Source organism: Streptomyces sp. bgisy130 (genome assembly GCF_057708345.1).
The window spans coordinates 228337-250341 of the sequence record NZ_JBYISA010000011.1 but is presented as its reverse complement, the minus strand read 5'-3'; the positions used below and the strand labels follow the sequence as shown (position 1 = coordinate 250341).

Below are 22005 nucleotides of genomic sequence, written 5' to 3'. Positions count from 1 at the left end.
CGAAGAGTGAGCATTAATCACGTATGGGTCATTTGTCATGGTGACCCCGTATGGCGGGTTCCGCAACTGATCTTGGTTTAGTGGAGTCCGCCGGCCCGGCCCTCACCCGGCCGGTCCACCAGCCGCGGCAGGACCTTGTCCGGGGTGAGCGGAAGGTCGCGGAACCGGACTCCGGTGGCGTGCCGGACGGCGTTGGCGAGGGCCGCCGCGGTGCCGACGATGCCGATCTCCCCGATGCCCTTGCTGCCCATGGGGTTGAGGTGGGGATCCTCCTCCTCCAGCCAGTGCGCCTCGATCAGCGGCACGTCGGCACAGGCCGGAACGTGGTACGAGGCCAGATCGCACTCGGCGAAGTCACCGAACGCGGGATCCAGCACGCTGCCCTCCATGAGCGCCATCCCCAGCCCCATCGTCATGCCGCCGATGAACTGGGAGCGCGCCGTACGGGAGTTGAGGATGCGGCCGGCGGCGTAGACGCCCAGCAGCCGCCGTGTGCGGACCTCTCCGGTGACGGTGTCGACCTGGACCTCGGCAAAGTGGGCGCCGAAGGCGTGCCGGGCGTACGGGGAGCCCTCGGCCGTCTCCCGGCGGGTGTCGGCGGCGGCGGTCAGCCCGTCCGCCGGGAGCGGTCCGACGTGGTCCCGCAGCCGGTGCCGCAGCGCCGTACAGGCCTTGTGGACGGCCCAGCCCCAGGACGCGGTGCCCGCGGAACCGCCGGCCAGCATCGCGGGCGGCAGATCGCTGTTGCCGATCTCGATCCGGATCCGCTCCTCGGGCACGGCCAGGACACCGGCGGCGAGCTGCGCGAGCACGGTGCGGGCGCCGGTGCCGATGTCGGTGGCGTTCACCCGGATGCGGTAACTGCCATCCGTGGCGGCGTGCGCCTCGGCGGAGGAGGCGGCGATGTAGACCGGGTAGGTGGCGGACGCGACGCCGGTGCCCAGCAGCAGATCGCCCTCGCGGCGGACGCCGGGCCGGGGGTCCCGGGGCAGCCAGCCGAAGCGCTCCGCGCCCTCCCGCAGACAGCCGACCAGCTGGCGGCTGCTGAAGGCGCGGTCGCTGTCCGGCTCGGTGTCCGGCTCGTTGCGCATCCGCAGGTCGACGGGGTCGATGTCCAGGAGGACGGCGAGTTCGTCGACGGCCGACTCCAGGGCGTACATCCCGGGGGCCTCGCCCGGTGCGCGCATCCAGGAGGGCGTCGGTACGTCGAGCGGGACGACGCGGTGCACGGTGCGGCTGTTCGGCGAGGTGTACATGACGCGCCCCGGGACCGCGGCCTGTTCGACGAACTCCGTGACGGTGGAGGTGTGGGTGGCGGCCTCATGGGCGAGGGCGGTGAGGACGCCGTCGTCGCCCGCGCCGAGGCGGACCCGCTGGACGGTGGGTGCGCGATGGCCGACGACCGCCGGCAGCTGCCGGCGCGGCAGGGACAGTTTGACCGGGTGCCCGGTGTGGCGGGCGGCCATCGCGGCCAGGACGACCTGGGGGCGGGGCGTCCCCTTGGAGCCGAAGCCGCCGCCGACGTGCTCGGAGACCACGGTGACCTCGCTCCGGTCCAGCCGGAACAGCGCGGCGAGGTCCTCGCAGACCTTGGTGGCGCCCTGGCTGGAGTCGTGGACGGTCAGATGGCCGTCGCTCCACCAGGCGGTGGAGGCGTGCGGCTCCATGGGGTGGTTGTGCAGCGGCGGCACGGTGTACGTGGCGTCGAGGGTGACCGGCGCGGCGGCGAACGCGCCCTCGAAGTCGCCGCGTTCGCGGGTTCCGGGATAGCCGCCGTTGGCGGTCTCGGCGTCGTACATCCGGGGGTGACCGGCGGTCAGCCGGACGTCGTGCGCGGCGGTTTCGTAGCGGACGCGGACGGCCCCGGCGGCGGCGCGGGCGGTTTCGAGGCGGTCGGCGACGGCCAGCGCGACGTACCAGCCGCGGTGCGGAACCCGGTCGTCCTGGAGCACCCACAGTGTCGGATCGCCGGTGGCCGCGAGCCGGGGCGCGTTCTCATGGGTCAGCACCGTGTACACCCCCGGCAGGGCGAGCGCGGCCGCGGTGTCCACGGCGGTCACCCGGCCGCGGGCGACGGTCGCGGGCACCGGCCAGGCGTAGGCACAGCCCGGCGGGGTGTGTTCGGCCGCGTACCGGGCGGTGCCGGTGACCTTCTCCCGGCCTTCCCGGCGGACGAGCGGGGCGCCCAGGGGGTACGGGAGGGGGCCGAGCGGGAACGAGTCGGGGCTCATGGCGCGCGTCCTTGGATCGGGGGCTGGGGCGGAGGGGGCAGGGGCGTCCTGGTGGTCGGGGTGTGGTCAGTGGTCATCGGCCGGGACAGCCAGCCCGGCCAGCACGCCGACGGCCAGATTGCGGGCGAGCGTGACCTTGAAGCCGTTGTCGCGCAGTGGGCGGGCGGCGGCGAGTTCGGCGTCGGCGGCGCGGGCGAAGGTGTCCTCGGTGGCGGGCGCGCCGCGCAGCACCTCTTCGGCGGCGCGGGCGCGCCACGGCCGGTGCGCGAGCCCGCCGAACGCGAGCGCGGCGTGCCGTACGGTGCCGTCCCGCACCTCCAGTACGGCGGCGACGGAGGCCAGCGCGAAGGCGTAGGAGGCACGGTCGCGGGCCTTGCGGTAGCGCGAGCGGGCGCCGGGGGCCGCCGGCGGGAGCCGGACGGCGGTGATCAGTTCGCCGGCCCGGATCTCGGTGTCCCGCTCCGGGCTGTCACCGGGCAGCCGGTGGAAGTCGGTCACGGGCACGGTCCGCTCCCCGTCAGGGCCGTACAGCAGAACCTCGGCGTCGAGGGCGGCCAGCGCCACCGCCATGTCCGACGGCTGGGTGGCCACGCAGTGGTCGGAGTGGCCCAGTACGGCGAGATCGCGATGCACCCCCTCACGGGCCGGGCAACCGGTGCCGGGGGCGCGCTTGTTACAGGGCTTGGTGATGTCCTGGAAGTACAGGCAGCGGGTGCGCTGAAGCAGATTGCCGCCGGTGGTCGCGATGTTCCGCAGCTGCCCCGAGGCGCCGGCCAGCAGCGCCTGCGACAGGGCGGGGTAGCGGTCGCGGACGGCGGCCGCCGCGGCGAGATCGCTGTTGCGGACCATCGCACCGATCCGCAGTCCGCCGTCCGGCAGCTCCTCGATCCGGTCGAGCGGCAGCCGGGTGACGTCGATGAGCAGCTGCGGCGTCTCCACCCCCAGCTTCATCAGGTCGACGAGGTTGGTGCCGCCGCCGAGGAAGCGGGCACCGGGCTGCCCGGCCGCGGCCCGTAGAGCCTCCTCGACGCTGGTCGCCCTCAGATAGCCGAACGGTTTCACGGCGCCGCCTCCCGGACCGCTTCGACGATCCGCGGATAGGCGCCGCAGCGGCACAGGTTGCCGCTCATCCGCTCGCGGATCTCGTCGTCGGTGAGCTCGACCGGGGCGCCGGGGTCCGCGGTGGGCGGGGTGACATGGGACGGAAAGCCGGCCGCCACCTCGGCCAGCATCCCGGCCGCCGAGCAGATCTGGCCTGGGGTGCAGTAGCCGCACTGGAGGGCGTCCCGCTCCAGGAAGGCCTGCTGAAGGGGGTGCAGCCGCTCCCCCTCGGCGAGGCCCTCGACCGTGGTGATCTGCTGCCCGTCCAGTGCCACGGCGGGCAGCAGACAGCTGTTGGCGCGCCGCCCGTCGACGAGCACGGTGCACGCGCCGCACTGGCCGTGGTCGCAGCCCTTCTTGGCACCGGTCAGGCCGAGGCGTTCGCGGAGCAGGTCCAGGAGGGTGGTGCGGTGGTCCACGGTCAGCGTCTGCGTCACTCCGTTGATGCGCAGCACCAGCGAGGACTGTGCGCCGTCCGCCGACGGCGCACCGCCGGGCTCCGGCGGATGATGGGTGGGCTCCACTCGCTCATGCCTTTCGATCCGGGCCGCGGGGGGGGCGGCTGCCGTGGGCCTGGGACGTGTTCCTGCGCCGTGACCATGCCGATCCCGCCGCCTCAGGAGTGCCGAGGACCGCTAGCGGGTCTCCAGCCGCAGCTCGACTTCCTTTTCCTGGTCACCGGCGGCCGTCCCGAGGACGTGCACGGCGAACGCGGACTCCAGCCCCTTGCGCAGCTGGTCGACCGCCCAGTAGCCGCCCTGGAGGCTGACCATGACGGGCGCGGTCAGCCGGCGCGGCTCGGCCGCGGCCTTGCGCTCGCTCACGTCGAAGGTCGAGGTCCACACGGTCGACCCCGCCCCGGCCACCTCTTCGGGCACATCGTCCGCCGCCCGGTCGGAGGTGAAGGTGGTCCGCAGCGCGCTGAAGACGGCGTGCGCGTCCTGCGTCGCGCAGCTCTCCAGCTCCACCATCACCTCGGCCGATACATGTTTCGCGTGTGACGCCTGATCCGCGCTGTTCACTGTGGGGCCTTCCGTTGTGGGCCTTCCTCCGGGGGCTGAACGCTTCCAGGCTCACCCGGCGGCCCGGTGTGTGCGACCGGAGGCACGAACGAGTGGTTTGAACGGGCGGCACCCGCATGCCACCCGATCGGGAGATTACGCTGTGTAGTCAGCGCGAGCGTTCTGTGATCGGAGCTTCCTCAGGCGCAGCGCTAGGCCCTCGCAGCAGCCATCGTCGAACCAAGCCAGAGGAGCCCTCGTTGACCAGCGCCACGATCGACCAGAAAGCCACCGGCTACACCGTCCGCCATGCGCTCTGTATGGCGCGCGCCTCCGAGCTCGCCTACAAGGACGAGCAGATCATCGAAACCACCGCCCGGGAGTGGGGCTTCGACCGGGTGCGCCACCACCACACCACGTTCCGCCCGCCGTTCCCGCTGGAGGACACCCAGGCGTACACCCTCGGCGGGCACAGCATGATCATCACCAGCTTCCGGGGCACGGAGCCGGTGAAACTGCGCGACTGGCTGTCCGACGCCACCACGCCGCCGTGGCCCGGCCCCGGCGGCAAGGGCTATGTCCACTACGGCTTCGGGGAGGCCCTGGAGTCCGTCTGGCCGCAGGTCCGCGCCGCCATCGACGCGTTCCGCGACAACCGCCAGACGGTGTGGTTCACCGGCCACAGCCTCGGCGGGGCGCTGGCGATGCTGGCCGGCGCGCGGCTGCATTTCGAGGAGCCGCATGTGACGGCCAACGGTGTCTACACCTTCGGCCAGCCGCGCACCTGCGACCGGCAGCTGTCCAAGGAGTTCAACACGGCCTTCTCCGACCGTATGTACCGCTTCGTCAACAACAACGACATCGTGCCGCAGCTGCCCCCGGAGCCCGTCTTCCACCATGTCTCCGCCTTGCGCTACATCGACGCGCAGGGCGCCCTCCACCACACCATGCCGTTGCTCAGCGGCCTGGTGGACCGCGCCCAGGGCCTCACCGCCGACCTGCTCGCGCCCGCCTCCGACGGTGTCCGGGACCACTTCATGGCCGCGTACGTCAACGCCTTGGAGAAGAACCAGAACTGATCGGCCGCCTCCCGCCCGGGCCGGTCGCAGCCCTGGTCAGAGCGGCTGGGTGAGGTTGACCGCGTTGCCGTCCGGGTCCTGGATATGGGCGACCCGCTGACCCCAGGGCATATCGGTGGCCGGGCCCCGCACCGTTCCGCCGAGCGGCCCGACCCGGTCCAGCAGGGCATCGACGTCCTGGACGGCGATGCTGAGCAGGATCCGGGTCGGGGTGCCGGTCTCGACGTTCCGGTCCGCCACGATGCCCAGCTCCGAGCCGCCGACCCGCAGCCCGACGAAGAAGACCGGGCCCTCCTCGGGCACCCGGGTGAACTCCTCGGCGCCGACCAGCTCGCGGTAGAAGCCCTGGAGCCGGTCGAGGTCAGGGGTGACGATGATCGGCTGGACGGCGGCGGGGGCTGCGGGTGAGGTGGCAGACATGGCGTCCTCCGGGGGTGGGGCCTGTGTGGTCGCTGAGGTAGACCGCGCCCGGCTTGCCGATTCATCGGTCGGGGCGGGCGGAATACGTCGGCGAGGGCGGGAAGCAATCGGCCGGGATGGCAGACGGTACGCCGACCCGGAAGTCGCGGGCCAGGGCCGTCCGGGCGGTGGCGCTGACGCACATCTCGGAGAGCACCCCGCAGAGCGCCAGGGCCTCGACTCCCGCGTCATCGAGCAGGGCACCGAGCCCGGTGCCCGCGAAGCCGTCGTCCTCGGTCTTCCGGATCACCGTCTCGCGGGGCCCGGCCGCCACGGGCAGATGGAGTTCCCAGCCCGGGGTGTGGGGCTCATCGACGGTTCCGGGCTCACCGTCGTTCTGTAGATGGACGACCAGTGCCCAGTCGTCGCCACCTCAGTCGTCGCCACGTCGTCGCCACCTCGGTCGTCGCCACCGCTGCCCTCTCCCCCACCGTCACGATGACCATGGTGCGGGCCAGGCGGCCCACAGCTCACCCACCGCGGCGGAATCCAGCCACGCGCCCGCCCTCGCCGACCCGCTCGCCCCGCCCCTCCCCCGTCGCTGCCGCGCCCGGCCGCACCGGTCGCCGGTCGTGCACGGACCGCCGCTGAGCTGCCGAAACGATCCGTACGCCGCATCCGCCGCGAGGCACGGCGCCCAGCCGACGGCACGCCAGGACGCCCGGCGCGCGCCGGACACGCGCCGCTGAGCCGTCCGGCCGCACATCGTTGCCACGGGCATCGACCTGGACGGATCATCCGTACGGAACGCCGTACGGACGTACGGAGGCACGGGATGACCGCACCGGGACGACGCGAGGAGACCACCGTGGAGCCAGCCACCGTCAACGGCCACTGCGCACCGGAATTCGCGGGCGTACGGGAGGCGTTCGAGCGGAACTTCAGCGCGCACGGTGATGTCGGCGCGGCGGTCACGGTGACGGTGGACGGCGAGGCGGTGGTGGACCTGTGGGGCGGGCACACGGACGCCGCCGGGACCCGCCCCTGGGAGCGCGACACGCTGGTCAATGTCTACTCGACGTCCAAGGGGATGACCGCACTGTGCGCCCATCTCCTCGTGGACCGGGGCGAGTTGAACCTCGATGCGCCGGTGAGCCGGTACTGGCCCGAGTTCGGGCAGGCCGGCAAGGAGGACATACCCGTGCGCTGGCTGCTCAGCCACCGGGCCGGTCTGATCGCGCCCCGGGAGCCGCTGCCCGCAGGGCACGCCTACGACTGGGAGCGGGTATGCGCCATCCTGGCGGCCACCCCGCCGTGGTGGGAGCCGGGCACCGCGCAGGGCTATCACGCGGTGACCTTCGGCTACCTCGTGGGCGAGGTCGTGCGGCGGATCACCGGGCAGTCCCTCGGCTCGTTCCTGCGCAGCGAGATCACCGGGCCGCTGGGGGCCCGGGTGTTCATCGGTACCCCCGCCGAGGAGCACGCCCGCTGCGCCGACATGGTCGGGCAACTGGACGAGGCGCGTCTCGCCGAGCAGTTCCCCGGTGCGCCGAAGCCGCCGTTCCGGTCGCTCGCCGACCATCCGCTGGCCATCGTGATGCTGGCGCTGACGTATATCCCCACCGGCGATGTCAACAGCGCCGCCTACCGGTCGGCCGAGATCCCGGCGGGCAATGCCCATGCCGGTGCGCACGGGCTGGCCACGGTCTACGGCGCGCTGGCGGCCGGCACACTCGTACGGCGCGGCACCCTGGAGGCGATGCGCCGGTCGCAGAGCCGGCCGGGCGAGCGTGATCTGACCATCGACGCGCTCGCCCCGGCGGGGTACGAACACCGCTGGGGGCTGGGCTACATGCTCAACCACCAGGGCCAGGCGGGGCCCAATCCGCGGGCGTTCGGGCACGGGGGTGCGGGCGGCTCCTTCGCCTTCGCCGATCCGGAGAACCGGCTGTCGTACGCATACACCATGAACAAGTACGGCGGCGGCACGACGGGCCAGGACCCGCGCAACGCCGGGCTGGTCAGGGCGGTGTACCAGGCGTTGGGTCGGAACCGGAGCTGAAAGCGGGCCCGGGTGATGTCCCTCCGGTCATGAACGGAGGGACTGGACCCGGGGCGCGGACGGGTCGGGTGGCGGTGCCGGGCGGCGGCCGGCCGGGACCGCCGGGTTCCGGTGCCGGCATCGTGCCTGGTCACGCGCCGTGCGGCGGCTCCAGCTCGGCCCGGAAATCTGGCCCCGCCATCCCCGTGGCCGAGCGCAATAATGGGAGGTGCGGCATGCATCCGGTCCTGGCGGGAGCGCCGTGGCCCGGGGAAAGGGTGTGGTGATCATGGAACGGGACACCGAGACGGTTCACGAGGCGTATGCGTTCGTCTGTCTGCACTGCGGACACGGCTGGGAAGAGGAGTACGAGATCCGGCACACCACGGATCTGGCCGGCCACCGGCGCGCCGACTACTTCACCCGGGGCGCCCGTGTCGCTTCCCCGCTGACCCGCGCCGACTGCCCCTCCTGCAACCGCGGCCCGATCCGGATCCTGCGCCCCGGCCGGGTGAACTCGACCCGCCCGTATCTCGCCTGAGCCTCTTCCCTGATACCTGACACAGCGTCACCATCCGGTGTGCAGCAGGTGGTTGAGCAGGAGGGCGAGTACCGCCTGGGCGGTCAGCCATGCCCGCTGCCGGGCCTCGGGCAGCAGGACGCAGGCGGCCGGCAGCCAGGTGGCGAACGGCAGCCAGATCCGTTCGGTCTCCGCCTTGCTCATCCCGGAGAGGTCGGCGACGAGCAGGGCGAGCAGCGCGGCCAGCACGAGGACGACCAGCCGGCCGGCGGGGTCCCGCGGCGGCCCGGCGGGCAGGCGGAGGCCACGCCCGGCGGTGCGGGCCGAAGCCAGGGCGTGTCCTAGCGCGCGGCGCAGCGCGGCCACCGTCGCGGGCCCGATGATCAGGACCGTGCAGGCGAGATTGGCCCACACCCAGTACGCGTACGGGCGGACCGCGGCGGCGCCCTGGTAGTAGCGCTCGACCAGCAGGAGGTACCCCTCCCACCAGGAGAAACCGGCCAGGGTGAAGGCGACGGCGACGGCCGCCGCCCCGGCCGCCACGAGGGGCAGCGGGCGCACGGTCCGGGCGAGCCACAGCACCGCGGCGGCGATCAGCGCGATCAGGGTGAGCCCGTAGGAGAGATAGCAGGTCAGGCCGAAGAGGAGCCCGGAGGCCAGGGCGGCGGCGGCCGGATGGCGGGTGCGGCGGGTGGCGGCGAGGGCGAGCAGCGCCAGCGACCAGGCGGCGACGGCCGCGAAATAGCCGTCCGCCGAGGTGCCCACCCACACGGCCGACGGGACCAGGACGAGGAACGGGGCGGCCCGGCGGGCGATCGGCTCACCGGCCAGCGCCCGCACCGCGATCAGCACCGCGGCCACCGCGGACGTGCCGACGACCAGACACCAGAGGCCGGCCCAGCCGCCCCCGCCCAGCCCGATGCGGTCCAGACCGACGAAGGTGAGCACGGCGGCCGGTGGATGCCCGGCGACATGGGCGGGCCAGTGGTCCGGTGCGTTGTTGAGGATGTGGTGGGTGAAGTCGCGCAGCGCCGGCCCGAGGTCGTCGAAGCGGTCGATGACGGTCAGGTACTCGTAGGCGGTGGTGAGCCGCCCGGCTATCCCCGTCCGCCAGCCGTCGATCATCGCCAGCGCACCGGTCCAGGCCAGCGCGCCCACCCAGCCCAGGACGACGAGACGCCGCCAGGGCAACCGGGCCGCGAGCGGCGGCCCGTGGACGATGACAAGGACGGCGATCACGATCGCGGCGGGGGTACCGGGCCCCAGATGCGGGGACCACGAGGCGTACAGCGGGGGCCAGTTGACATGGAGGCTGCCGTTGGCGCGCTCGATGACGGTACCGACGACGGCAGCGGCCAGCACGAGCAGCGCACCGGCCGCGGCCGCCACCAGATCGAGGCGGCGCGCGGCGCGTTCTTCCGAGGTCACACGGGGGGTATCACAGGAGGTCACGCCCGCACGCTAAGCGCCGGGAGGCGGTAGCGGGCGGGCGGCGGCGGGTGCGTCATCGATCCGTCAGATTTGGCGGACGGAGTGCGGACGGAGTCCCGTCTTAGCTGATCCGGCTCCGCCTCAGTCGAGGCAGAACTCGTTGCCCTCGATGTCCTGCATCGCGATGCACGACTCGTTGAACTCATCGGCTCGCAGGACTTGCACGCAGACCGCGCCGAGCGCGATCAGACGTGCGCACTCGGCCTCCAGTACGGCGAGGCGCTCTTCCCCCACGAGCCCGGTGCCGGCCCGGACGTCGAGATGCACCCGGTTCTTGACGACCCTGCCCTCGGGAACGCGCTGGAAGAACAGTCGCGGGCCGACGCCCGAGGGATCGACGCAGGCGAACGCCGAACCCTGTTGGTCAGCCGGCAGCGAGCGGTCGAAGTCGTCCCACGTGGCAAACCCCTTCGGCGGCGGCGGTACGACGTACCCCAGCACCTCGCACCAGAAGCGAGCGACGCGCTCAGGTTCGGCGCAGTCGAAGGTGACTTGGAACTGCTTGATCGACGTCATCGGCACACCATAGCGGCGCGTGCTGTTCACCGAGCCCCTGGGATGCCCTCTCGCCGCGCGGGCCGAGGGCTCGCGAACCCACCGCCGCGCCGCAGCGCCACGAAGCAACGCCCGTTGTCCGGGGCCTGGTTGACCGGGTGGGGTGCGGTCCACTGTTCGGTGGGGGTCCAGGCGGTGGCGGAGGCGTAGCGGAGGAGCGCGGGGGTGCCGACGCGGGCCCAGGGGAAGAGGTCGTCCGGGGCGCGGGAGGTGTGGCGGTGGGTGGGGGAGCCGCCCTCGACCCGTACCTGGACCTGTTCGTCGACGTCTGCCGGGGTGGTCTCCACGATGAGCAGGCCGTGCGGGGCGAGGAGTTCGGCGGTGCGGGCGAGGAGGGCATGCGGGTCGCCGCCGATGCCGATGTTGCCGTCGAGGAGCAGGGCGGTGTCCCAGGTCCCCTCTCCCGGGAGGGTGTCGAAGACCGAGCGGTGCAGTGCGCTGCCGCCGAGGGCGGTGGTGCGGGCCACCGCGGCCGCGCTGACGTCGATGCCGAGGGCCCGCCGGCCCTGCGCGGCGAGCGCGGCGACCAGCCGGCCGGGGCCGCAGCCGATGTCGAGGACGCTGCCCGCGCAGCGGCGCAGCGCCGACAGATCGGCGGCGTCCGCTCCCGCGCACCAGCGCTCGACCTCCAGAGGCAGCAGCCAGCCGTCACTGCGGCGCAGGAAGAGCGGGCCGCGGCCGCTGCGCAGCGCGTCGGCGTACGGGTCCGCGCCCCAGGAGGCGGTGTCGCGCCGGTCGGGGTGGGTCGTGGGCGGCACGGTGGTGCTCATCGTGCGGTGACCGGGGACAGCCGGGCCAGGGTGGCGGCGAAGCGGCCGGCGGGTGCGGCGGAGGCGACGTGGTGCGCATCGTCCGCGGTGTCGACATCGCGCAGCGGCGGCAGCTGCCGCACCCGGAGTCCGGCGGCGGCCAGCCGGGCCCGCTGGGCGGCGCCGGTGCGGTCGGTGGACATGGGTACGCCGCGCAGCAGCCGGGGGTCGGGGGTGGCCAGGCCGAGCGCCCAGAAGCCACCGTCCTCGGCCGGCCCGAACCAGGCGTCGCAGCCGTCCCAGGCACCGGACTCCAGTGCCGGGGCCAGGAGTTGCGGGGTGATCTGCGGGGTGTCCATGCCGAGGAGCAGGGTCGGGCCCGTGCTTCCGGCGAAGGCCGCGGCGAGCCGCTCGTCGAGGCCACCGGGGCACTGCGGCCGGACCTCGAAGCCGGCCGGCAGCCAGCTTCCGGGGCGGCCGGCCAGGACGAGCACCCGCCGCCGGGCGGGCATGGCGCGGACGGCCCGGAGGGTGTCGTACAGCGCCGCCTCGGCCAACTGGGCGGCCTCGTCCGGGGTGTAGGGCGGGGTGAGCCGGGTCTTGACCCGGCCGGGCACCGGTTCCTTGGCGATGACCAGGACCGTGGTGGGACCGGTCGGCGCCGGGGAGGCTGCGGGAAGGATCATCGGGCCGTCTCCTCCGTACGGGGTGCGAGCGGCGGCTGCTGGAGAACGGCGCGCATATCGCGCACCGCGTGCCAGGTGCCGCGCCAGGTGCCGGTGACCTTCGAACGGCCGGTGCGCGGCCGGTAGGGCACCGCGCGCTCCTCGACGCGCCAGCCGGCGTCGGCGGCCCGGACGACCATCTGGAGGGGGTAGCCGCTGCGGCGGTCGGTGAGGCCGAGTCCGAGCAGCGCGGTGCGCCGGGCGGCGCGCAGCGGGCCGAGGTCGTGCAGACGCAGTCCGGTGCGGCGGCGCAGCATCCGGGCCAGTACGGCGTTGCCGGCCCGCGCGTGGGGCGGCCAGGCGCCGCGGCCCTGGGGCCGGCGGCGGCCCAGCACCAGATCGCTGGTGCCGTCGTGGACCGTGTGCACGAAGGGAATGAGGAGCGCGGGGTCGAGGGAGGCGTCGCAGTCGCAGAAGCAGACGATGTCCGCGTCGGCGGCGAGCAGTCCGGCGTGGCAGGCGGCGCCGAAACCGCGGCGGGGCTCGTGCACCACGGTGGCGCCCAGATTGCGGGCCACCTCGGCGGAGCCGTCGGTGGAGCCGTTGTCGACGACGATCGCCCGCCAGCCGGCCGGGATGCGGGACAGCACCCAGGGCAGCGCGGCGGCTTCGTCGAGACAGGGCAGTACGACATCCACCAGGGCGGGCCGGGGGACGGGGGGTGGGGAGTGGGTCACGCGTTCACCTGCGTATCAGAGGCGGACAAGGGGAGTTGCGGGGTTGGCGGGCGGGGACGGCGGCGGCCGGCACGGCATACGGGTCATCCCGCCGGGGCCGCCCGCATGCCCTCGCGGGCGAACTCCGCCATCCCCGCCGCGAATCCGGTGGCCGCCCGCCAGCCGAGGTCCTCGGCGATCCGGTGCGAGGACGCGGTGATGTGCCGTACGTCGCCGAGCCGGTACTCCCCCGTCACCACGGGCGCCGGACCTCCGCACGCCGCGGCCAGGGTCCGCGCCATCTCGCCGACGGTGTGCGGCACTCCGCTGCCCGTGTTGTAGGCGGTCAGGGCGCCCGCGGGCCGGTCCGGCAGGGCTTCCAGCGCCACGGCGTTGGCCGCCGCGACATCCCGCACATGGACGAAGTCGCGCCGCTGGCCGCCGTCCTCGTAGACCCTCGGCGACTGACCGCGGGCCAGCGCCGAGCGGAAGAAGGAGGCGACCCCGGCGTACGGGGTGTCGCGCGGCATCCCGGGGCCGTAGACGTTGTGGTAGCGCAGCGCGACGGCCCGGCCGCCGGTGGCGCGCGCCCAGGAGACGGCCAGATGTTCCTGGGTGAGCTTGGTGGCCGCGTAGACATTGCGCGGGTCGGTGGGGGCGTCCTCGCCGACCATGCCGGGCCGCAACTCCGCGCCGCAGTGCGGACAGCGGGGCTCGAACCGCCCGGCGTCCAGCTCGGCCACCGCCCGAGGACCGGGCCGCACCACCCCGTGGCGGGCGCAGAGGTAGCGCCCCTCCCCGTAGACCACCATCGACCCGGCGAGGACCAGCTGCCGCACCCCGGCCGCGGCCATCGCGGCCAGCAGCACCGCCGTGCCCAGGTCGTTGCAGCCCACGTAGTCGGGCGCATCGGCGAAGTCCTTGCCGAGGCCCACCATCGCCGCCTGGTGGCAGACCGCGTGCACGCCCCGCAGGGCGGCGTCGACGGCCGTCCGGTCCCGTATGTCGGCGACGATGCGCCGCTCCCCCGGGCGCGGGGGCGGGGGTTCGGGGTGCGCCGAGGGCAGCAGCGCGTCGAGGACGACGGGTTCGTGCCCGCGCGCCAGGAGCGCCTCGACGACCTGCGATCCGATGAATCCGGCGCCGCCGGTGACCAGTACACGCATGCCGGTGACGCTAGGCGCGGCGGCGCTTTTCGGCCCGTGTTCGGGACGCCGCGTCATGGGTCCGTAAGATCCTCGGCCCGTCCGGCGGGGGTGCTCTCCGGGCGGGTGGTGCCACTGCGATTCGGTAACAGCACGCATTCGAGGTATTTCGGTACGGCATATGTTGCCTATGCTCAGGTCGGGGGGCGGGGGCCGCTTTCGGACATTCCGACGGCCGACGGCCCTCTTGCCCGATCACTTCACCTGACACCGTCGGAGAACACCTTGGCCGTGGACGAGGGGGAGCAGCGGACCGGCGCCCGTGCGCTGGCCGTGCTCCCGTACGCGGTCATGGCCGTGGTCACCACGGTCGATCTCACCGCGGGCCCGGGGGTCGGCTTTCTGCCCCTGGTGTCACTGGGCCCGGCGTTCGCGGGGCTGGTCGGCGGCTGGCGGCGGACGGCGGTGGTCGGCCTGACGGCGTTCGTGCTCTGCCTCGGTCTGGGCGTCCACAGCGGCCTGTTCGAGAGCCGGCGCGGGCTGACCGCCCTGCTGTCGGTGGCCGGGGTGACCGCGGCCGGGGTGGCCGCCGCGGTGATGCGGCAGCGGCGGGAGGCCGAACTGGCCAGCGTCCGCTCGATCGCCGAGGTCGCCCAGCGGGTGCTGCTGCGCCCGGTGCCGCGGGGCGCGGGCCCGCTGCGGATCGCGGTCTCGTACACCTCGGCGGTGGCCGAGGCCCGGATAGGCGGTGATCTGTACGAGGTGGTGACCTCGCCCGCCGGGGTGCGGATCATCGTCGGCGATGTGCAGGGCAAGGGCCTGGAGGCCGTGGAGAGCGCGGCGGTGGTACTGGGGGCGTTCCGGGAGGCGGCGCATGACGAACCGGATCTGACCGCCGTCGGCGAGCGGCTCGAACGGGCGCTGAACCGCCATCTTTCCGGTGAACGGTTCGTCACGGCGGTGCTCGCCGAGATCGGTGACGGTCCGCGGGCCACCCTGCTGAACTTCGGCCATCCGGCGCCGCTGGTCGTCCGGCCCGACGGCACGGTCGGCTTCGCGTCCCCGCCCGACCGCGCCCTGCCGCTCGGCCTCACCCTGCACGGCGCCGCCGCCCCGGCCCCCTACGAGGTGCCGTTCACCCCCGGCGACCAGTTGCTCTTCTACACCGACGGGGTCACCGAGGCCCGCGACGCGGCGGACCGCTTCTACCCCCTCAACGAACGCGCCGCGCTGCTCAAGGACCCCGACCCGGAGGCCGCGCTGCGCTCGGTGCGCGAGGACCTGGTCGAGCATGTCGAGGGGCCGCTGCAAGATGACGCCGCGATGCTGCTGGTCCGCTACCGGCAGCGCCGGTGAACGGGCTTCAGCTCAGCGGCAGCCCCGTGTAGTTCTCCGCCAGCTCCGCGGCGGCATGCGGCGAGCCGGCGATCCGGTCGAGCTGGGAGAGCTGGAGCCGGGTGTCGAACGGGCTCTGGTCCGGGGCGGTGTGCAGGGTCGTCGTCATGAAGGACGAGAAGTGTTCGGCGCGCCAGACCCGGCGCAGACAGGTGTCGGAGTAGGCGTCGAGCAGCTCCGTGGAGCCGGTGCGGTGCAGCAGGTCGAGGGCGCGGGCCAGGACGGTGACATCGGCGACGGCCAGGTTGAGGCCCTTGGCCCCGGTGGGCGGCACGATGTGCGCCGCGTCGCCGGCCAGCAGGACCCGTCCGTAGCGCATCGGTTCGGTGACCGAACTCCGCATGGGCAGCACCGCCTTGGCGGTGAGCGGTCCGCGCGCGAGTTGCCAGGGGCCGTCGATCGCGGCGCGGGCCTCCAGTTCGTCCCAGATGCGGTCGTCGGGCCAGTCGGCGGGGTCGGTGCCGTTGGGGACCTGGAGGTAGAGCCGGCTGACGGTCGGCGTACGCATGCTGAACAGCGCGAAGCCGCGCGCGGAGTGGGCGTAGATCAGCTCGTCGTGGGAGGGCGGGACCTCGGCGAGCACCCCGAGCCAGGAGTAGGGATAGCTGCGGGTGTACGTACGGCGGACGTCCGCCGGCAGGGCCTCCCGGGCCACGCCGTGGAAGCCGTCGCAGCCCACGAGGTAGTCGCAGGTCAGGGTCTGCTCGCGGCCCTGGTGGCGGTAGCGGACAGCGGGCCGGTCGGTGTCCGCGCCCGTCACGGCGAGCGCCCGCGCCCCGAACAGCAGCGGTGGCCCGTCCGCGAGCTGGAGGGCGATCAGGTCCTTCACCACTTCCGTCTGGGCGTAGACCATGACCCGGCGGCCGCCGGTCAGGGCGGGGAAGTCGAGGCGGTGGGCCCGCCGGTTCCAGCGCAGCTCGACGCCGTCGTGGACCAGGCCCGCCCGGTCCATCCGCTCCCCCGCCCCGCAGGCGCGCAGCACGTCGACGGTGCCCTGTTCCAGGATGCCCGCGCGCTGGCGCCGTTCGACATAGGAGCGGTCGCGGCTCTCCAGGACGACGCAGTCGATTCCGGAGCGGTGCAGCAGCCGCGCGAGCAGCAGCCCGGCCGGGCCGCCGCCGATGATGCCGACCGTGGTGTGGCGGGGGTGGGTCACTGGGCCGTTCCTTCCGCGGGGTGGGGTGCGGGGGCGCCGGGGCCGGGGGCCGCGGCCGGGGAGCCGTTGTCCAGGTGGGCCGCGAGGTGGTCGAGGAGGGCGGTGCGCACCGGGGCGGGGCGTTCCACGTTGGCCAGATGGGCGGCGCCGGACAGTTCCAGCAGGCGGGCGTCCGGGATGCCGTCGGCGAGTTCGCGGGCGTGCGCGGGCGGGGTGGCCGGGTCGTCGCGGCCCGCGATGACGAGCGTGGGGGCGGTGATCCGGGCCAGGCCGGCGCGCAGATCGTAGGCGGCGAGGGCGTCGCAGCAGGCCGCGTAGCCGGCCGGCGTCACCGACCGGCGCACCGCCCCGACCAGCGCCCGGGCCTGTGGCGTGGCGGCGAAGGCCGGGGTGAACCAGCGGCCGGCGGCGGCGTCGGCGATGGGGCCGAGGCCCGCTTCCCGTACCAGCGCGGCCCGTTCGTGCCAGCCCGCCGGCTCACCGAACCGTGCCGAGGAGCAGAGCAGGGCGAGCGAGGCGATCCGCTCGGGGTGGTGGGCGGCGAGCCAGGCCCCGACGGCGCCGCCGAGCGAGATCCCGGCGTAGGCGAACCGCTCGATACCGAGGGCGTCGGCGAGACCGAGCACCAGCCGGGCCAGACCGGGGACGGTGGTGGTGGGGGCGGGTCCGGCGCCCAGCACCCCGGCGGGCGTGCCGCCGTGGCCGGGGAGGTCCCAGCGGATGACCCGGTGCTGCCGTGCCAGGGACGGGAGTTGGGGGTCCCAGACGACGAGCGAGGTGCCGAGCGAGGGGCCCAGGAGCAGCGGCGGGGCGTCTTCGGGACCGTCCGCGGTGTGGTGCGGGAGCGGGGTGGCGGGCGGCTGGGTCATGCGGACTCCTGTGGGTGGCGCTCGGTGCGTTGCAGTGCACGGTCCACGAGGGCGCCGGCGGAGCCCAGGTAGCCGGTGGGGTCGAGGAGTTGACGCAGCCGCGACGGGGACAGGGCGGGGGACGGGGCCGGGGCCTCGCGCGGGGTGGTCGGGTCTCCGGGCGGGGCGGGCCGGTCCGCGTCACGGGCCGTGGGCGGCGCCTCGTGCAGCAGCTCGTCCAGCGCCGCCGCCAGCGTGATGCCCCGCTCCGCGGTCCACCGGGCCGCGGTGTCCAGGAGGCGGCGGGCCTCGGTGCGGCCGGTCAGCGCGGTGAGGGCGGCGACCAGGCGTTCGGTGACGACCAGACCGCCGGTCGCGTCGAGGTTCTGCCGCATCCGGTGCGGGTGGACGCGCAGTTCCGCGGTCAGGACGGCGGCGTCCCGGGCCGCGCCGCCGGTCAGCCGCAGGGCGTCCCGCAGCGGCTGCCATTCGGCGTGCCAGGCGCCGGCCGGGCGTTCGTCCTCGGCGGCCAGCGAGCCGTACAGCACCGCGGCGAGCCCGGGGACCTGCCGGGCGGCGGCCGCGATGAGCGTGGCGCGCACCGGGTTGGTCTTGTGCGGCATGGCGGAGGAGCCGCCGCCGCTGCCCTCGGTGAGTTCGCCGAGCTCCGTGCGGGAGAGGGTGAGGACGTCGGCGGCCGCCTTGCCGAGGGCGCCCGCGGTGAAGGCCAGCGCACCGGCGAGATCGGCGACCGGGGTGCGCAGGGTGTGCCAGGGCAGGGCCGGTGCGGCGAGTCCGGTCTCGGCGGCGTAGCGGGCGAGGAGCCGGGCGCCCAGGTCGGGGGCGGGCGGCGCGCCGTCGGCCGCCGCGTAGGCGTGGAAGGCGGCGAGGGTGCCGGCCGCGCCGCCCAGTTGCACCGGCAGCGCGGCACGTACGGACGCCAGCCGGTCATGGGCGTCGAGCACCAGGCCGCGCCAGCCCGCGGCCTTGAGGCCGAAGGTGGTCGGCACCGCGTGCTGGGTGAGGGTGCGGCCCGCCATGGGGGTGTCGCGGTGCTCGGCGGCGGTACGGCGCAGCGCGGCGGCGGTGCGGCCGAGGTCCGGCAGGACGGTGTCCAGGGCGCGGGCGCAGACCAGCATCGTGGCGGTGTCCAGGATGTCCTGGCTGGTGGCGCCCCGGTGGACGTAGGCGGCGGCTCCGGGGTCGCGGGCGGCGACGGCGGCCGTCAGGTCGGCGACGAGCGGGACCACGGGGTTGCCCGCGGCACGGGCGCGCAGCGCGAGGGACCGGGGGTCAAAGCGGTGGGTCCCGTCGGCCGCGGCGGTGACGGCGGCGGCCGCCGCCTCCGGTGCGAGTCCCAGGGCGGCCTGGGCACGCGTCAGCGCGGCCTCGGCGTCGAGCAGGGCCCGCAGATATCCGGCGTCACCGGTGGCGGCGGCCACGGCGGAGCCGGCCCAGGACGGTGCCAGCAGCCCCAAGTCGGCTGCCTCGTCCGGCTGTTGGGCTGCCGGGTCCGGTGCGCTGCACGGCAGGTCAGCGGTAGGCAAGGAAGACCGTCTCCTCGTCTGTGCCGTCCGCCGACCGCTGGAGCCGGATGTCGAAGCGGTACCGGCCGGGGCCGTCGGGGCGGGCCAGCAGGGTGTCCGCGCGCTGCGCGGGAAGCCGCGCGAGCAGCGGGTCGGTGGGCCGGTCCGCCGGGTGTCCGGGAAAGTAGACGCGGGTGAACAGGTGGTGGAGCAGGCCGCGGGCGAAGAGGCACACGGCGAGGTAGGGCGCGGCGTCCGGGCGCCCGGCGGGGGCGGTGGCCGGGCGGGTGTGGACGGCATAGCGTCCGTCGGCGTCGGTGGGGACCCGGCCGAAGCCGGTGGAGTCCACCCCGTTGCGGCCGAGGACCGCACCGGTGGCCGGGTCCCGGCGCAGCGAACCGGGCGCGCCCGTACGGCCGCCGTCCGGGCCCGCCTGCCAGAACTCCAGCAGCGCGTCCGACACCGGGGCGCCCTCCCCGTCCCGTACGCAGCCGTGCACGGTGACCGTGCCGAGGTGGCCGGCCGGGGCGATCTGCTCGCCACCGGGGAACGGGAGGGCGTAGCCGTAGAAGGGGCCGATGGTCTGGGCGGGGGTCGGGGCGAGCGGCCCGGCCGGGGCGCCGGACCGCTCGTAGTCGGTGGTGGCGCGGGGCATCAGCGGCCCTCCTCGATCCAGGTGGCGGACGGGCCGTCCAGGACCACGTCCCAGCGGTAGCCCAAGGACCGTTCAGGGACGGTCAGTTCGTGATCGTAGGTGGCCACCAGGCGGGCGCGGGCCGTGGGGTCGGTGACCGAGGCGAGGATCGGGTCGTAGGGGAAGAGCGGGTCGCCGGGGAAGTACATCTGGGTGATCAGCCGCTGGGTGAAGGCCGATCCGAAGAGCGAGAAGTGGATATGGGCCGGGCGCCAGGCGTTGTGGTGGTTGCGCCAGGGGTAGGCGCCGGGCTTGACGGTGGTGAACGCGTACCGGCCCGTGTCATCGGTCAGACAGCGGCCGACTCCGGTGAAGTGGGGGTCGAGCGGGGCCGGATGCTGATCCCGCTGGTGGGCGTACCGGCCGGCGGCGTTGGCCTGCCAGATCTCGACGAGCTGGCCGCGTACGGGGCGGCCGGTGCGGTCCAGGACGCGGCCGGTGACGGTGATGCGTTCGCCGAGCGGTTCGCCGGTGTGCTGCCGGGTGAGGTCGGCGTCCAGGTCGGTGACGTCCGTGACGCCGAAGGCGGGTCCGCCGAGCTCCACGGCCTCCGGGTCGGCGAGGTGGTCGATCCCGACCGGCGGGCGGCGGGGGTGGCGGGCGGTGCTGCTGCGGTAGGGGGCGAAGTCCCGGTCGGGGTGGTCCGGGGCCGGTGCGCCCGCCGCCCGCTCCCGTTCGGCAGCGGTGTGCCGGGCGGCAATCTCCCGGCTGATGTCGGCCTGGGTGGGGAGCGTGGGGGCGGCGGGCGCCGGCCGGGGCGCGGGTGCGGTGGGCATCAGGTGTCCTTCCCGGAGTGGTGGGGTGGTGTGTCCGCGGCTGCCGCCTTCAGGGCTCGCAGGGCGGCGAGTTCGGCGGCGGTGGGCGGGTCCGTGACGCCGATCCGGTCGGCCTCCCTGAGGTCCCAGCCGGTGGCCGCCCGGACCTGATCGGCCGTCACTCCCGGGTGCAGCTCGGTGAGGACGAGTTCCGCGGTGTCCGGGTCGGGGCGCAGCACGCCGAGGTCGGTGATGACCGCCGTCGGACCGGCACCGGGCAGCCCGAGCGCCGCCCGGTCGCCGGGGCCGGCGCCGTGGCCAAGGGTGGTCACGAAGTCCAGCGACCCGACGAAGTTGCGGCGGCGGTGCCGCAGGACCATCAGCACCTGCCCGCAGTTGGCGGCGATTTCGGGGGCGCCGCCCGCGCCGGGCAGCCGCCCCTCGGGCCTGCCGGGGCCCCGGTCGACGACGGTGGTGTTGATGTTGGCGAACCGGTCGACCTGTGCGGCACCGAGGAAGCCGACGTCGATCCGGCCACCCTGTAGCCAGTAGTTGAACATCTCCGGCACCGACACCACCGAGTCCGCGGTGTCGGCCAGTTCGCCGTCCCCGATGGACAGCGGCAGCCGGGTCGGCTTGGAGCCGAGGGTGCCGGACTCGTAGACCAGCACCAGCTCCGGATTGACCGTACGGCGGGCAAGGTTGGCGGCCGTACTGGGCAGCCCGATCCCGACGAAGCAGGTCCGCGCCCCCGCGAGCGCACGGGCGGCGTTGACCTCCATCAGCTCGTCGGGGGTGCAGTCAGGGGCGGTCTCCGGGGTGCGGTCGGGGGCGGAGTCGGGGGCGCGCTCAGGGGTGGCGGCCGGAGCGGCGGCGCCCCCGGCCCCGGCCCCGGCCCCGTCTCGGTCACCGTCTCCCTCACCCACGCCCCCGTCCCCCACAGCCGCTCCCCGCCCCCCGCCTCCCTCCCCCCGCACGCACTCCGCCAGCCACCGCCCGAACGCCGCCCGGTCCCGTGCGATGCCGTCCCACTGCCGGTAGTAGGCGTTGTCCCGGACCGAATAGCCGGCCGCGTACGACGGGTGGGCGCCGCCGGGGACCAGGGCGACCGCGTCGACGATCCAGGTGGGCAGGACGACGGAACCGGGGCGCGGCTCCAGGGTGCCGACGATCTCCTCGACGGTGACCAGGACGCGCCGGGCGGCGAGCGCCGCCTCCTTCTGCACCCCGGTCACGCCCCACAGCTGGACGTTGCCGGCCCGGTCCGCCTGCTGCGCGTGGATGACCGTGACATCCGGGTTGAGGGCGGCGACGGCGGCCAGTTCCTCACCGGTGAACGGGCAGACGACGGTGGAGACCGTGGGCGTACGGGACGGGATGTCGCTGCCCCGGTAGCCGCGGAGCACCGCGAACGGGAGCCTGGCCGCGCCCGCGGCATAGCGGTTGGCCATCCCGGCGTGGCTGTGCTCGTCGATCTCCAGCGGGGCGGGCCAGCCGTGCTCGACCGCGTCCCGGAAGCGGTGCAGCGAACCGACGCCCGGGTTGCCGCCCCAGGAGAAGACCAGCTTCCGGGCCGCGCCCGCGCCGATCAGCTGGTCGTAGACCACATCGGGGGTCATCCGGGCGAGCGTGAGGTCCTTGATGCCCTGACGGATGATCTCGTGCGCGGCGGCGAACGGGATGAGGTGGGTGAACCCCTCCAGCGCCACGGTGTCGCCGTCATGGATCAGCTCCGCGACGGCCTCGCGCAGGGAACGGATGTCGGCCATGTCCTCGCCCTCGGGTCATCCCGGGGCCTGGCCTCAAGGACCGCCCCGCAGCGGTTGTTCGCACAGTGAACTTAAGTTCATAATGCTCTGGTCCTGAGTTTGGCCCCGGCCCCCGGCCCTGTCAACGGTGCGCCGGGTACGGTTCCGACGAGATCGACGCTCCAGGGAG

Annotated in this window: 21 protein-coding genes and 2 pseudogenes; 4 read left to right on the top strand and 19 right to left on the bottom strand. The window is 74.4% G+C overall.

Going from position 1 to position 22005, the window contains the following annotated elements; all coding sequences use genetic code 11:
- Nucleotides 1-77 precede the first annotated feature (77 nt).
- The 4 genes from AC3EUV_RS17840 to AC3EUV_RS17825 all read right to left on the bottom strand — a co-directional run bounded on the left by AC3EUV_RS17840 (nucleotide 78) and on the right by AC3EUV_RS17825 (nucleotide 4354).
- A complete protein-coding gene (locus tag AC3EUV_RS17840) occupies nucleotides 78-2231 on the bottom strand; it encodes a xanthine dehydrogenase family protein molybdopterin-binding subunit (protein WP_435603313.1) in 2154 nt (717 codons plus the stop codon).
- Between the two features lie 66 nt (nucleotides 2232-2297).
- On the bottom strand, nucleotides 2298-3293 hold the full coding sequence (locus AC3EUV_RS17835) for an FAD binding domain-containing protein (protein ID WP_435603312.1): 996 nt from the start codon (nucleotides 3291-3293) through the stop codon (nucleotides 2298-2300).
- Nucleotides 3290-3856 carry a (2Fe-2S)-binding protein gene (locus AC3EUV_RS17830; protein ID WP_432144011.1) on the bottom strand — a complete coding sequence of 189 codons (567 nt, stop codon included), beginning with the start codon at nucleotides 3854-3856 and terminating at the stop codon, nucleotides 3290-3292. Before AC3EUV_RS17830 ends, AC3EUV_RS17835 begins: the two co-directional genes overlap by 4 nt.
- 111 nt (nucleotides 3857-3967) lie before the next feature.
- The gene (locus tag AC3EUV_RS17825) at nucleotides 3968-4354 is read right to left on the bottom strand and encodes a hypothetical protein (protein WP_432144012.1); all 387 of its coding nucleotides are present in this window, start codon (nucleotides 4352-4354) and stop codon (nucleotides 3968-3970) included.
- Between the two features lie 239 nt (nucleotides 4355-4593).
- Between AC3EUV_RS17825 and AC3EUV_RS17820 the strand changes: the two genes are divergently transcribed.
- Nucleotides 4594-5412: a lipase family protein gene (locus AC3EUV_RS17820; RefSeq protein WP_435603311.1), complete on the top strand. Its 819-nt coding sequence runs from the start codon at nucleotides 4594-4596 to the stop codon at nucleotides 5410-5412.
- Nucleotides 5413-5448: 36 nt separating this feature from the next.
- Here AC3EUV_RS17820 and AC3EUV_RS17815 read toward each other — a convergent pair whose 3' ends face one another.
- Both AC3EUV_RS17815 and AC3EUV_RS17810 read right to left on the bottom strand, forming a co-directional pair.
- On the bottom strand, nucleotides 5449-5832 hold the full coding sequence (locus tag AC3EUV_RS17815; protein ID WP_435603310.1) for a VOC family protein: 384 nt from the start codon (nucleotides 5830-5832) through the stop codon (nucleotides 5449-5451).
- A gap of 124 nt (nucleotides 5833-5956) precedes the next feature.
- Nucleotides 5957-6229: pseudogene (locus AC3EUV_RS17810) on the bottom strand (isochorismatase family protein); the annotation flags it as partial.
- 450 nt (nucleotides 6230-6679) lie between these two features.
- On the opposite strand from AC3EUV_RS17810, the gene AC3EUV_RS17805 reads away from it, so the two are divergent.
- Together AC3EUV_RS17805 and AC3EUV_RS17800 are read left to right on the top strand one after the other, a co-directional pair.
- Nucleotides 6680-7873: a serine hydrolase domain-containing protein gene (locus AC3EUV_RS17805; protein ID WP_432144107.1), complete on the top strand. Its 1194-nt coding sequence runs from the start codon at nucleotides 6680-6682 to the stop codon at nucleotides 7871-7873.
- 268 nt (nucleotides 7874-8141) lie between these two features.
- Nucleotides 8142-8393 (top strand): hypothetical protein, encoded by a 252-nt coding sequence (locus tag AC3EUV_RS17800; RefSeq protein WP_432144015.1) that lies wholly within the window; start codon nucleotides 8142-8144, stop codon nucleotides 8391-8393.
- Between the two features lie 27 nt (nucleotides 8394-8420).
- Here AC3EUV_RS17800 and AC3EUV_RS17795 read toward each other — a convergent pair whose 3' ends face one another.
- From AC3EUV_RS17795 to AC3EUV_RS17770, 6 genes are all read right to left on the bottom strand, one after another.
- Nucleotides 8421-9800, bottom strand: coding sequence for a hypothetical protein (locus tag AC3EUV_RS17795; protein WP_435603309.1), 1380 nt, complete (start codon nucleotides 9798-9800; stop codon nucleotides 8421-8423).
- A 144-nt stretch (nucleotides 9801-9944) separates the two neighbouring features.
- Nucleotides 9945-10379 carry a VOC family protein gene (locus AC3EUV_RS17790; RefSeq protein WP_432144017.1) on the bottom strand — a complete coding sequence of 145 codons (435 nt, stop codon included), beginning with the start codon at nucleotides 10377-10379 and terminating at the stop codon, nucleotides 9945-9947.
- A 26-nt stretch (nucleotides 10380-10405) separates the two neighbouring features.
- Nucleotides 10406-11188 carry a class I SAM-dependent methyltransferase gene (locus AC3EUV_RS17785; protein ID WP_432144018.1) on the bottom strand — a complete coding sequence of 261 codons (783 nt, stop codon included), beginning with the start codon at nucleotides 11186-11188 and terminating at the stop codon, nucleotides 10406-10408.
- Nucleotides 11185-11853: a TIGR04282 family arsenosugar biosynthesis glycosyltransferase gene (locus AC3EUV_RS17780; RefSeq protein WP_435603308.1), complete on the bottom strand. Its 669-nt coding sequence runs from the start codon at nucleotides 11851-11853 to the stop codon at nucleotides 11185-11187. Before AC3EUV_RS17780 ends, AC3EUV_RS17785 begins: the two co-directional genes overlap by 4 nt.
- On the bottom strand, nucleotides 11850-12569 hold the full coding sequence (locus tag AC3EUV_RS17775; protein ID WP_435603307.1) for a glycosyltransferase family 2 protein: 720 nt from the start codon (nucleotides 12567-12569) through the stop codon (nucleotides 11850-11852). Before AC3EUV_RS17775 ends, AC3EUV_RS17780 begins: the two co-directional genes overlap by 4 nt.
- A gap of 83 nt (nucleotides 12570-12652) precedes the next feature.
- Entirely contained in the window at nucleotides 12653-13714 is a 1062-nt protein-coding gene (locus tag AC3EUV_RS17770) for an NAD-dependent epimerase/dehydratase family protein (protein ID WP_435603306.1), read from the bottom strand.
- A 330-nt stretch (nucleotides 13715-14044) separates the two neighbouring features.
- Between AC3EUV_RS17770 and AC3EUV_RS17765 the strand changes: the two genes are divergently transcribed.
- Nucleotides 14045-15049, top strand: coding sequence for a PP2C family protein-serine/threonine phosphatase (locus tag AC3EUV_RS17765; protein WP_432144108.1), 1005 nt, complete (start codon nucleotides 14045-14047; stop codon nucleotides 15047-15049).
- Between the two features lie 7 nt (nucleotides 15050-15056).
- On the opposite strand, the gene AC3EUV_RS17760 is transcribed toward AC3EUV_RS17765, so the two are convergent.
- The 7 genes and pseudogenes from AC3EUV_RS17760 to AC3EUV_RS17730 all read right to left on the bottom strand — a co-directional run.
- Nucleotides 15057-16244, bottom strand: a complete 1188-nt coding sequence (locus AC3EUV_RS17760; RefSeq protein WP_435603305.1) for a 4-hydroxybenzoate 3-monooxygenase — start codon at nucleotides 16242-16244, stop codon at nucleotides 15057-15059.
- Nucleotides 16241-17113, bottom strand: a complete 873-nt coding sequence (gene pcaD, locus AC3EUV_RS17755) for a 3-oxoadipate enol-lactonase (RefSeq protein WP_432144023.1) — start codon at nucleotides 17111-17113, stop codon at nucleotides 16241-16243. The genes AC3EUV_RS17760 and pcaD overlap by 4 nt, the downstream gene beginning before the upstream one ends.
- Nucleotides 17110-18624, bottom strand: coding sequence for a 3-carboxy-cis,cis-muconate cycloisomerase (pcaB, locus tag AC3EUV_RS17750; protein WP_435603326.1), 1515 nt, complete (start codon nucleotides 18622-18624; stop codon nucleotides 17110-17112). The genes pcaD and pcaB overlap by 4 nt, the downstream gene beginning before the upstream one ends.
- A 1-nt stretch (nucleotide 18625) precedes the next feature.
- Entirely contained in the window at nucleotides 18626-19273 is a 648-nt protein-coding gene (gene pcaG / locus AC3EUV_RS17745; RefSeq protein ID WP_435603304.1) for a protocatechuate 3,4-dioxygenase subunit alpha, read from the bottom strand.
- Nucleotides 19273-20088 (bottom strand): protocatechuate 3,4-dioxygenase subunit beta, encoded by an 816-nt coding sequence (gene pcaH / locus AC3EUV_RS17740; protein WP_435603303.1) that lies wholly within the window; start codon nucleotides 20086-20088, stop codon nucleotides 19273-19275. Before pcaH ends, pcaG begins: the two co-directional genes overlap by 1 nt.
- On the bottom strand, nucleotides 20088-20849 hold the full coding sequence (locus tag AC3EUV_RS17735; protein WP_435603325.1) for a CoA-transferase subunit beta: 762 nt from the start codon (nucleotides 20847-20849) through the stop codon (nucleotides 20088-20090). Before AC3EUV_RS17735 ends, pcaH begins: the two co-directional genes overlap by 1 nt.
- A gap of 186 nt (nucleotides 20850-21035) precedes the next feature.
- A pseudogene (locus AC3EUV_RS17730) lies at nucleotides 21036-21836 on the bottom strand (CoA transferase subunit A); the annotation flags it as partial.
- Nucleotides 21837-22005: the final 169 nt, after the last annotated feature.